Genomic DNA, 9,602 nt, shown 5'->3' on the forward strand with positions numbered 1-9,602 from the left:
AAGAATTTGCCTGGCGGCTGTAGCGCGGTGGTCCCACCTGACCCCATGCCGAACTCAGAAGTGAAACGCCGTAGCGCCGATGGTAGTGTGGGGCCTCCCCATGCGAGAGTAGGGAACTGCCAGGCATTAAACAAGTGAAGAAACCCTGAACGAAAGTTCAGGGTTTTTTTACGTCTATATAACGCTGAAATTGCATGCAATCGCCCTAATTTCACCCCCAAAATCCCTTACTAATCACAAATTAGCACCTTCAACGTCATCCAATTCCCGAAACCGCTCAACACGTGCTTTACTGAATCCTTTGGCATTAATTTATCGCAAGGAAATGAGGTAAGACATGACCGACTCACTACAACAAAAAGTGGCACCATCTGAATCAACGATAAACAGCAAACAGCGCATCTGGGCGATTGTTGGCGCATCATCAGGCAATCTGGTCGAATGGTTTGATTTCTACGTTTACTCCTTTTTCTCACTCTATTTCGCGCATGTATTCTTCCCGGCAGGCGATACCACTACGCAGTTACTGCAAACAGCAGGTGTATTCGCCGCTGGATTTTTGATGCGTCCGATTGGTGGCTGGCTGTTTGGCTATATCGCCGATCGCCATGGACGTAAAAACTCAATGCTGATTTCTGTCTGCATGATGTGTTTAGGATCCCTGGTGATCGCCTGCCTGCCAGGGTACGGCGAAATTGGCGTAGCGGCACCGGTGATCCTGCTGCTGGCGCGTATGTTTCAAGGGTTGTCAGTGGGAGGAGAGTATGGCACCAGCGCCACTTACATGAGTGAAGTCGCTTTAGAGGGCCGTAAAGGATTTTACGCATCATTCCAGTACGTGACGCTGATCGGCGGGCAGCTGTTAGCGGTACTTACCGTAGTGGTGCTGCAACAGATCCTCAGCGACGAAGAGTTGCGCAGTTGGGGTTGGCGTATCCCCTTCTTCCTTGGCGCCGTGCTGGCTGTGGTCGCTCTGTGGCTGCGTCGCTCACTGAATGAAACCTCCGAGAAAAAGAATCGTGAACATAAAGATGCGGGCAGCGTTATGGGTTTGCTGCGCAATCACTCACGCGCATTTCTGATGGTATTGGGTTTTACTGCCGGCGGTTCACTGAGCTTCTACACCTTTACCACCTACATGCAAAAGTATCTCGTCAACACGGCTGGGATGGATGCACGCAGTGCCAGCGGATTGATGACTGCTGCATTGTTCGTCTTCATGCTGATTCAGCCGATCGTTGGAGCGCTTTCAGATAAGATCGGCCGTCGATCCTCGATGATGATCTTTGGTGCGGGTGCAGCGATCTGTACCGTGCCGATCCTGATGATGCTGCAAAATGTGCAGAGCGGTTGGGCCGCATTTGCACTGATCATGCTGGCGCTGATTATCACCAGCTTCTATACCGCCATCAGTGGCATTCTGAAAGCAGAAATGTTCCCGCCAGAAGTGCGCGCGCTAGGTGTTGGCTTATCTTATGCGGTGGCTAATGCGATCTTTGGTGGTTCGGCCGAGTATGTCGCTTTACTGCTGAAGAAAGAGGGGATTGAAACCAGTTTCTTCTGGTATGTGTCGGCTATGGGGGCGTTGGCCTTCGTTATTTCCCTGATGCTCCATCGCAAAGGGAAGGGCATTGCACTGTGATTATTGGCTTAAATTCCACAAGGCAACGCCAGTGGCCGCTCCCGCCACGTCATAGCTGAGATCTTTCCAACTCCAGCCGCTCCCCGAAGAGCGGCTGTCATATAACTCTTTTCCTACGCCAAAACTCAGCGAGAACAAAAAGCCAAAACGTAAATTTTGTCCACGGCTTTGATGCTGGTGTTGGGAGATTTCACTGCCGGCAGCGGCTAGCACGGCAGAAGAGAAGAAGTGTTCGGCTTTGTCCTTACCGGTCCAGTTATCTTGTGCCACATGCGCACATCCACTACAAAGTAAAACTACGCAGAGGATGAACGCACGCATCTGCTAGAGTAAGCGACTGATAAGACGGTCAATACGGATACGGCGTAGACGACGGATTAACTTACGTACTTTCGCCGGATAGTCAGAAATACTCTCTAATTCGCGGAAGTGCTGGACCGTCGTGGTATGTTCACGAATCAACGCCAGCTCTTTCTCGCGCTGTTCTGCCAGCTCATTCTTCGGATCATGGATAAGCACCGCATTTTCCAAATCCAGTCGCCAGGCGCGCGGATTAAGGTTATTACCGGTAATCATCATCCACTCGTCATCCACCCAAATACCTTTCAGGTGATAACTGTTTTCGCCGTCTTTCCACAAACGCACCGTCAACTGGCCGTTATTGACGTAATACTGCAAACGGCTCAGAAAGCGTCGCAGGTTGATCTCATACAGATAGGGCAGTGCGCCGATGATTTTAAACGGCTGGTCAGGCGGGATGTAGAAATCGTTGGCGGTTTTATCGCCCACGATGATCTCCACTTCTTTACCCTGACGCAGCAGGTGGATCAGATTACGCACCAGGATCGCTGGCAGGTTGAAGTAAGGCGTGCACAGCGTCAGTTTACGCTCGGCGCACGGCATCAAATGGAAGATGGTTTTATTGAGCAGACTGCGTTTGCCAAGGCCCACCAGCGGCGTGACCGCCAGTGACTCATTGTCAGTATTCCCCGCGAACTGGTAGTTAAAACTGCGCAAATCCTGGCGGAACTGGCGTGTTTCGTTTTTAATTTCAGGGCTGGATGGACGCTCAGTCTGGTCAAGGCGATTAACCGCATCGGACTGCTTGAGATTTTCGCAAATCCACGCGTACATGGTGTCCGCCAATTGTGGATTGCGGATTAGCTGATAGCGATCATAGCGATATTTATCATGCTGATGCAGATAAACATCATTCAGGCTGGCGCCGCTATACAGTAAGGTGTCATCAATAATGAAGCCTTTAAGATGCAGTACGCCAAGTGCTTCACGCGTGTTAACGGGAATGCCATACACTGGAATAGCGATATCGGGATGCTGTGCTGCCATCTCGCAATACCAATCAGCGTTGGTCAGTCCACGAGCGGCGCCAATTCGGCCACGCTGCGCGCGATGCCAATCCACCAGAATGCTGATATCCAGCTCCGGACGTGCCTGACGCGCAGCATAGAGTGCCTGCATGATGCCACGCCCGCCGTCGTCGTTCTCGAGATAGAGCGCGGCGATGCAGATGCGTTTTTCAGCCGCAGCGATTTTCGTCAGCAGGGTCTCACGGAACTCGGCAGGCGAGTAAAGCGTGGTCACATCCGACACGGATTGTGACAGTTTAGGCAGCTGTGCGAGGTGTTGTTGGTGTTTATTGCGTTTAAATTTAGACAACATCACAGTGCACTTCTTCTCTGTTCATTGCATGGCCTTTTGCCATCAAATCATGATCCTAACGGTAAATAATAACATCAACCGGCCTGATAAGGAGGATTTTTACCTTTCTGTACAGGATATCATCACGCCTCACCGAGCGGTAAATTCAGGCTGACAATGCCATCATCCAATTGAATATTCACACGAAAATTCAGTTTTCGTGCCAGCGTAATCATGCCGGTGTTGTGTGGCATGGTGATACCGTTCAATTGTTGCAGACCATGATCGCGCGTATAGCGGATCATCTTTTCCAGCAATCGTCTGCCCATCCCGAGTCCTTTAAGATCGGAGCGCACCAGCACCGAAAACTCCGCATCAATGTTATCGGCATCCGAGATCGCACGCGTCACACCAATAATCTCATCATTCCCGTCGTGCTGTCGTACTGCAACAATGGCCATCTCTCGGTCATAGTCGATTTGGGTCATGTTGGCGAGATCCTCATGTGTGAACTCATTGATCTCACTGAAATAACGATAATAAAGATCTTCCTTCGTTACCTGAGCGATAAACGCGCGCAGTTGTGGTTCATCTTCCGGCAAGATCGGACGGAACAGGCAATACTGCCCATCTTTCAGCTGTACTTGTTCTTCAAGATGATGCGGGTAAGGACGGATAGCCAGGCGTGCTTCGTTATCACCGGTAAAGGGCGCGAGTTGCAGCGTGACATCTAGCAAGGTGAATTCATTCGCGGAGGCCAGCAGCGGATGGATATCCAGCCGCTGGATCTCCGGGCAATCTACCACCAGATTTGAAACCTGCACCAGCAATTGGCTCAGCCCGGCAATATCCAGTGGACGCAACGCACTGCGACTGCGCACTTTGCCGCTCTTCATCGCCTGAATCACCAGATAACGCGCCAGCGTCATGTTCAATGGGGGGAGTGCGACGGCAGCCTGTTTATCGGCCTGCCATTCTACGCCGCCTTCACCCAGCATAATGATGGGACCAAACAGCGGATCTTGCTCCACCATCACGCGTAATTCCTGCGCACCCGCACGATTCGCCATGCTTTGTACCAGCAATCCATCAATTCGGGCTTGAGGATGGGTATGGCGCACGCGATCAAATATCGCTTCAGCGGCCTGCTCGACCTCCTCACAACTGCGCAGATACAGCATCACGCCCTGAACTTCTGATTTGTGTGGAATATCCGGCGACCGCAGCTTAAGCGCCACCGGATAACCAATCTGATCGGCAATAGTGGCGGCCTCACGGCTGTCACTCGCAATCCAGGTCGGTAGCGTCGACAAACCATACGCTTGCAGCACCGGCTGCACTTCGTGGGTATCCAGGGTGTTAATCCTCTGATCCAGCGCTTGTTGAATCAGTTGGTGCGCCTGCGTACTATTTTGCGTGAGGCCGATCGGCAAGGCGGGGGTTTCACGCAGTTGTTTTTGGTTACGGCGATACTCAACCTGATGCATAAATGCAGTTACAGTGCCTTCCGGTGTGCGCCAGGTGGGGATTCCGGCCTGAGTGAAAGCACGACGAGCGGCTTGTGACGAGTATTCGCCACACCAGTTAGTGAGAAGTGTCACCTGTTTGCCGCGCGGATGTTTTGCCACTGCCGCAATAATTTGCTCGGCCGTTTCGGTGGCAGGAGACACAGCGCTCGGGGCATGGATAATCATTAATGCATCAAGTTCATGGCTATCCAGTAGTTGTTCAATGCAGGCAACATAGCGCGCTGGGGTGGCATCGTCCTTGAGATCCAGCGGATTACCGCGGCCAACGCCCTCGGGCAACAACGTGGTCAAGGCTTGTAAAGTCTCATCACTCAGCGTAGCCAGTTTGCCATTACGCGCGTACAGCTCATCCAGTGCTAAGGCAGCGGGGGCTGCGCCATTGCTGATGATCATCAATCTATCCCCTCGCAATGGACGCATATGGCTCAGCGATTCCACCGCTGAAAACAGTTCATGCGTGTCCTGCACCCGCAGCAAACCGGCACGCTGAATCGCGGCATCCCATGCTGCATCCAGCCCGCTGAGTGTGCCAATCATCGCCTGTGCCTGATGGCTGCGACCGCTTTTGATCACCAGAATCGGTTTATTGCGTGAGGCGCTACGAGAGGCCGAAACAAAGCGGCGCGCATCACTGAGATGCTCTAGATAGAGCAGAATAGCGCTGGTTTTACCGTCACGCGCCAGGAAATCCAGCAAGTCATCAACATCAATATCCAGACTGTCGCCCAAAGCGATAAACCAGGAGAAGCCGAGATTGCGCTGCTGAGCCCAATCAAGAATGGTGTTGGATACCGCAGCGGATTGAGAAATAAAGGCAATGCGTCCTTTTGCGATCGGCACCGGCGAGAAGCTGGCGTTTAATCCTTGCCACGGGGCCAGCAATCCCAGACTGTTCGGGCCGAGCAGGCGGATTTGCCACTGGCTGGCACAGGCCTTCAATTCTTCAAGCTGACTGGCGGGCGAGGAGAGAATGATGCAGGCTTTGCAGCCTTTTTCACCCAGCTGCTTCAGCAGCTCCAGATTGCGTTTGGCATGAGTACAGATAATGGCGAGATCGGGTGCGAACGGCAGGCTGGCAATATCCGGCCAGGCCAGCACACCGCTCACGGCTTTATACTTCGGCGTGACCGGCAGCACCGGACCGCTAAATCCGCCAGCCAGCAAATTACGCATCATAAAGTAGCCGGCGCGCCCCGGTGTAACTGACGCACCAATCACCGCGATTGATTTAGGTCGTAACAGTGCTTCCAGTCCGCGTTGGCTCATCATCCGCTCCCGACATCAAGATTGGCATGATTGTAAACGCTTTTTACTCTGCTTGCCGACTCGCCGATCGCAGGCTGAGGATCTCTTTAAGGTTCCAGCGCTTTAAATGGCCGATGTACTGCATATTCTGCTCGCTATGCCATGCTGAGACATCTCCATCACGCAGATGCATGAGATCAGCCGGACTGACCCAGCTCGCCTGTCCCTGAAGTAGCTCGACGCCTGCATGGCGATATCCTGCGATGACGAATTCTGAGCAGAAGAAGCGATTGGCTTGAGGATCGTCAACGTCGGCGAGTTGCACGCGCGCTAATGCAGTGAGACAGGCACTACGTAGATTTTCATGCATCAGCGGCAGCTCGCAGACGCGGCGCGAAACCATAAACGGCATGAACATCACGATACCTTTGAAATTGTATTTTTTGCCTTGTTGCTGGTGGGCAAATTCGCGCAACAGCGAGCTTTGGTCTTGAGTGAGGCTGGGCACGCGTAGCACCAACACATTATTACTCTCCTCAATAGCCTGTTGCAGCGGAATGATTTTGACACCACTGCCCACGGCTTCCGCCACTTGCCGATCACCCAGGTAGATTGCGGCATGGCTGACACCGCTGAAGCTAATCAGGCGAATGCCCCAGGATTGAGGCGAGGTGGCGGAGGAGAGCAGCAAATCACCGGGCTGCAATTCAGCAACGCTAATGATGCCACCTGGGCGTGTGCTAACGGATTGTAACTGCAGTGGGTAAGGGCGGTCAGTTTGCGGTGCCGTGCTGCAGCCCGCTATCAGCAGCACAACAAGCCACCAGACTTTCATAGCGCATCATCCTTATGTTGGGAGCCAACTCCATGGCGATGTGCGACTATAAATCAAACGGACGAGTTAAAAAATCAGGCGATCCCTACAGCACACTTTCCTGATAGTGCACAGGATGATGCGGCTTGCCTGCCAAATAAGCGTGGCGGAAATGCTCAAAATGCTGCTGTAACGCGCTTGCTGCCTCAACATCGCCAGCCTGTTCCAGCAGCGCGGCGGCCACTTCAGCGGTACAGTGCTGGCCCTCGCCGTGCGCTTCCCGCAGCGTGTAGCGCGAAGGTGTGGAAACGTTGAGTGACATCACCGGGAACGCATCCAGCCAGGGGCTTTTGCGGAACATTTTGCGGGCTTCGGTCCAGGTGCCATCCAGCATAATAAATAGCGGTGGTTTGCCGGTGAGCGGAGGTGCGGTGAGGACTTCCCTGCCTGCATCGGCATACGAGCCCGGAAATACTACCAGTGGCTGATAATCGGTGGTTTGCACTGCTGCGAGCATCGCTTCATCAGGTTCGGTGCGTGACCAGCCAAACGCCAGCGTATCAGGCAGGATATCGGCAATCAGGCGTCCGGTATTGCTCGGCTTCATCGGCTCGGTATCGAACATCACCAGGCAAAAACGGCTGCGTGCTAGCTGCGGTTGCAGCGTGGCACACAGGCAATTTTTTTGCGGCAACAGACAACGCTGGCAACGCAACACGCGATTGCCACGGGCAAGAAACGGGCGCGTAGCGCGTGCTAAACGTTGCGCACGTAAGCGCAGAACGGCATTTTCAGACATAGAATCGCAGGCAGGAAAAAAACGCCAGTTTAATGGAAGGCTAACGGCAAGGCCAGCACAGGGGCTGGCCTGAGGTGCTTAAAGTGATTCGTCGAGCCACTCATTAAACGGCGCTTTGGGCATTGCCCCGTTTAACATGTCGACCATCTCACCTTTTTTGAACACCATAATGGTCGGGATACTGCGGATGCGGAAGCGTGAGCTGAGTGCCGGTTCGGCTTCCGTGTTCACTTTCACAAAGCGCACTTTACCGCGGCGTTCGTCAGCGACATCCTTAAAAACAGGCGCGAAGTTCACGCACGGACCGCACCACGGCGCCCAAAAGTCGACCACCACGGGCAAATCGTCCTGCAAATATTTATCCAGCGTGGCTGCCGTGGCATTCACGACTTCACCATTGAACAGCTCGTCGCCACAGCGACCACACTTGGCGCCATCGGCAATACGTTCCTCGGGAACGCGGTTAGTTGCCTGACAGGAGGCACATACAGTATTCATCGTCACCTCAAACCGGACCTGTAAATGTTATGATTGCCGAACATTATGAAAAGGTTGAGTGCTATGCTCAATCTGGATTGCCCAATAGGTTCAATAGTTGATAGCTAAGCTCCAGCACATCAGGTAATCTTCGCGCTCTCAATGCAGGAGGAACAAATGAACGACGAATTTAAAGGCAAAAGCGGCAAGGTAAAAGTGATGTATGTACGTGATGAGGATGCAGGCCAAAAGCCAAATCCTCGTACCGGCAAAGGCGGCCGTCCTGCTGCGCGCCAGGAAGATAATCGTCGTTCTGGTCCTCGTACTGCACGTAATAATGAAGAAGGTGGTCGCAGCAGTGCAGGTGGACGCGGAACGCCCGTGCGTGATGCACGCAATGCTGACCGCGGTCGCAGCTTCGGTCGTCGCGATGATCGTGATGACAACCGCAGCTTCGGTGATTCTCCGTGGCGCACCGTTTCTCGTCCGCCAGTGGCTGATGACAGCCAGGTTGATGATGCAGCCAGCAACAAGCCGGTGATCGATCCCGAGCAGATTCGCCGTCAGCGTCAGGAAGAGACGCGCGTTTACGGCGAAAATGCCTGCCAGGCGCTGTTTGCCAGCCGCCCAGAGAGCATTGTACGTGCCTGGTTTATCCAGAGCGTCACCCCGCGCTTCCGCGAAACGCTGCGTTGGTTAGCGGCCAACCGTAAAGCCTACCACGTGGTGGATGATGCCGAGCTGACTAAGGCTTCAGGCACCGAACACCACGGCGGCGTGTGCTTCATCATCAAGAAACGTATGGGCATGGAAGTCTCTGAGTGGCTGAAAAAAGCGGATACCAAAGATTGCGTGCTGGCGCTGGAAGATGTCAGCAACCCGCACAACCTCGGCGGTATCATGCGTAGCTGCGCACACTTCGGTGTGAAAGGTTTGCTGGTCAACGATGCGTCGCTGCTGGAATCGGGCGCGGCAGTACGTACCGCAGAAGGTGGCGCGGAACATGTGCAGGCGATCAGCGGTGAAAGTTTTGCTAGTGGCCTCGAAGCCTTCCGTAAAGCGGGTTACACCATTGTCACCACCTCCAGCCATGAAGGCACGCCGCTGGCGAAAGCCGAGCTGCCAGCCAAAATGGTTCTGGTACTGGGACAAGAGCGTGAAGGTCTGTCCGACAGCGCTTTCCAGCAGGGCGATATCAGCCTGTCGATTGGCGGTACCGGCAACGTTGAGAGTCTTAATGTCTCCGTGGCGACTGGCATTCTGCTCGCCGAATGGTGGCGCCAGAACGCATAAAAGAAAACGGGCCGAAAGGCCTAATGCCAGTCAGTTAAGCCTGACTGGCATTTTTTCTTCTGGCTGTCGGATATTTATAGGGTCTCTCTTTCACCACCCTTGGGAACGAGCGCTCCCGTCGTCCCGGTAGTCTGACCATCTCTG

Annotated in this window: 9 protein-coding genes and 1 rRNA gene; 3 read left to right on the forward strand and 7 right to left on the reverse strand. The window is 53.6% G+C overall.

The annotated features are described in order from the left end of the window. Positions 1 to 9 precede the first annotated feature (9 nt). Together rrf and FD744_RS24875 are read left to right on the forward strand one after the other, a co-directional pair. Positions 10 to 125, forward strand: a 5S ribosomal RNA gene (gene rrf / locus FD744_RS24870). Positions 126 to 337: 212 nt separating this feature from the next. After that, positions 338 to 1,642: an MFS family transporter gene (locus tag FD744_RS24875; RefSeq protein ID WP_160869954.1), complete on the forward strand. Its 1,305-nt coding sequence runs from the start codon at positions 338 to 340 to the stop codon at positions 1,640 to 1,642. On the opposite strand, the gene FD744_RS24880 is transcribed toward FD744_RS24875, so the two are convergent. From FD744_RS24880 to trxC, 6 genes are all read right to left on the reverse strand, one after another. Continuing rightward, positions 1,643 to 1,963, reverse strand: coding sequence for a YfiM family lipoprotein (locus FD744_RS24880; RefSeq protein ID WP_058959193.1), 321 nt, complete (start codon positions 1,961 to 1,963; stop codon positions 1,643 to 1,645). 3 nt (positions 1,964 to 1,966) lie between these two features. After that, positions 1,967 to 3,322 carry a CDP-diacylglycerol--serine O-phosphatidyltransferase gene (pssA, locus tag FD744_RS24885; RefSeq protein WP_034825458.1) on the reverse strand — a complete coding sequence of 452 codons (1,356 nt, stop codon included), beginning with the start codon at positions 3,320 to 3,322 and terminating at the stop codon, positions 1,967 to 1,969. Between the two features lie 122 nt (positions 3,323 to 3,444). Further along, a complete protein-coding gene (locus FD744_RS24890; RefSeq protein WP_160869956.1) occupies positions 3,445 to 6,096 on the reverse strand; it encodes a bifunctional acetate--CoA ligase family protein/GNAT family N-acetyltransferase in 2,652 nt (883 codons plus the stop codon). 43 nt (positions 6,097 to 6,139) lie between these two features. After that, positions 6,140 to 6,910: a YaeF family permuted papain-like enzyme gene (locus tag FD744_RS24895; RefSeq protein WP_058959191.1), complete on the reverse strand. Its 771-nt coding sequence runs from the start codon at positions 6,908 to 6,910 to the stop codon at positions 6,140 to 6,142. Positions 6,911 to 6,995: 85 nt separating this feature from the next. Further along, positions 6,996 to 7,688 (reverse strand): tRNA-uridine aminocarboxypropyltransferase, encoded by a 693-nt coding sequence (locus tag FD744_RS24900; RefSeq protein WP_160869958.1) that lies wholly within the window; start codon positions 7,686 to 7,688, stop codon positions 6,996 to 6,998. Between the two features lie 78 nt (positions 7,689 to 7,766). Then, positions 7,767 to 8,186, reverse strand: coding sequence for a thioredoxin TrxC (trxC, locus tag FD744_RS24905; protein ID WP_034825465.1), 420 nt, complete (start codon positions 8,184 to 8,186; stop codon positions 7,767 to 7,769). A 156-nt stretch (positions 8,187 to 8,342) separates the two neighbouring features. Here trxC and FD744_RS24910 point away from each other — a divergent pair, with 156 nt between their 5' ends. Next, a complete protein-coding gene (locus FD744_RS24910) occupies positions 8,343 to 9,458 on the forward strand; it encodes a tRNA/rRNA methyltransferase (RefSeq protein ID WP_160869960.1) in 1,116 nt (371 codons plus the stop codon). A gap of 34 nt (positions 9,459 to 9,492) precedes the next feature. Here the strand turns inward: FD744_RS24910 and FD744_RS25770 are convergent. Next, on the reverse strand, positions 9,493 to 9,602 hold a 110-nt coding region (locus tag FD744_RS25770), incomplete at its 5' end, for a hypothetical protein (RefSeq protein WP_237449393.1).

The sequence above is a fragment of the Pantoea sp. Taur genome, assembly GCF_009830025.1.
Lineage (GTDB): Bacteria > Pseudomonadota > Gammaproteobacteria > Enterobacterales > Enterobacteriaceae > Pantoea > Pantoea communis.

Coding starts and splice junctions, on each gene's coding strand:
- FD744_RS24875 (WP_160869954.1), top strand. CDS start 338: ATGACCGACTCACTACAACAAAAAGTGGCACCATCTGAATCAACGATA.
- FD744_RS24880 (WP_058959193.1), bottom strand. CDS start 1,963: ATGCGTGCGTTCATCCTCTGCGTAGTTTTACTTTGTAGTGGATGTGCG.
- pssA (WP_034825458.1), bottom strand. CDS start 3,322: ATGTTGTCTAAATTTAAACGCAATAAACACCAACAACACCTCGCACAG.
- FD744_RS24890 (WP_160869956.1), bottom strand. CDS start 6,096: ATGAGCCAACGCGGACTGGAAGCACTGTTACGACCTAAATCAATCGCG.
- FD744_RS24895 (WP_058959191.1), bottom strand. CDS start 6,910: ATGAAAGTCTGGTGGCTTGTTGTGCTGCTGATAGCGGGCTGCAGCACG.
- FD744_RS24900 (WP_160869958.1), bottom strand. CDS start 7,688: ATGTCTGAAAATGCCGTTCTGCGCTTACGTGCGCAACGTTTAGCACGC.
- trxC (WP_034825465.1), bottom strand. CDS start 8,186: ATGAATACTGTATGTGCCTCCTGTCAGGCAACTAACCGCGTTCCCGAG.
- FD744_RS24910 (WP_160869960.1), top strand. CDS start 8,343: ATGAACGACGAATTTAAAGGCAAAAGCGGCAAGGTAAAAGTGATGTAT.